Annotated in this window: 1 protein-coding gene; it reads right to left on the bottom strand. The window is 70.8% G+C overall.

Features of this window, described 5'->3' with window-relative positions:
• Positions 1 to 524 (bottom strand): DUF3943 domain-containing protein (locus tag G4D87_RS38335; protein WP_163787659.1); only part of this gene is annotated, 524 nt, incomplete at its 3' end.
• Positions 525 to 765 lie beyond the last annotated feature (241 nt).

Below are 765 nucleotides of genomic sequence, written 5' to 3'. Positions count from 1 at the left end.
CGGTAGATGACCTCCCCATGGGGCCACCCGCCCACCGTGGTGTTGATGAGGTCGTTGAAGGAGGGGTAGTGGTTCTCGGCGAACAGCTCCCACTGGAGGCTGCCCACCAGGGTGAAACCAGTGGCACCCCAGAAGCCGAAGCCGTGATCCCGGGCGGCGTTGAAGTACAAGCTGCCGTGGTAGGGGTGCGCGAACTGGTTGGTCATGAAGTCGTCCTTGTCCCAGACGAACCCCGTCTCCAGGTTCGTTCGCCATGCGTCCAGGCCGACCCGGGCAAAGTCCTTGTTCAGGATGAATCGGTCGAAGCCCCACACCGTGAGGTTGATGGCCGTCACTTCACCCAGGGCCCACCAGAACTGGCGAGGCCGGGGAGGTGGCGCGGCGTCCTCCGCGTCTCCGGCGCGTGGCGCGTCCGCGGGCAGCGCCGCCGCCTGGGCGAGCGAGGGCAGCAGGGCCAGCAGCAGCCGCATCTTCCGCCACCGCGCCGCGGGTCCGCGCCGGCCGCACCACTGGCTGTGACGCATGCCGGCTCCCCCACCCGAAGGGCGAAGATGGGGACCCCGTGCGCGGTGCGACCATGGACCGGCGGCGCGGGCCCACGTCGGTGGGTGGACGGACCGCCCGGCCGCCTGCCCGGCGCGGGACATGTCGCTGGACGTCCGTCGGAGGGCGCGGTGGGGTAGGGTGCGCCGCATCCATGTTCGCCTTCATCCTCGCAGCGGTGCTCACGCAGTCGCCGGTGGCTCCGGCGGAGCCACCGGCGAC

The sequence above is a fragment of the Myxococcus vastator genome, assembly GCF_010894475.1.
GTDB lineage: Bacteria > Myxococcota > Myxococcia > Myxococcales > Myxococcaceae > Myxococcus > Myxococcus vastator.
This window is presented reverse-complemented; position numbering and strand designations above follow the sequence as displayed.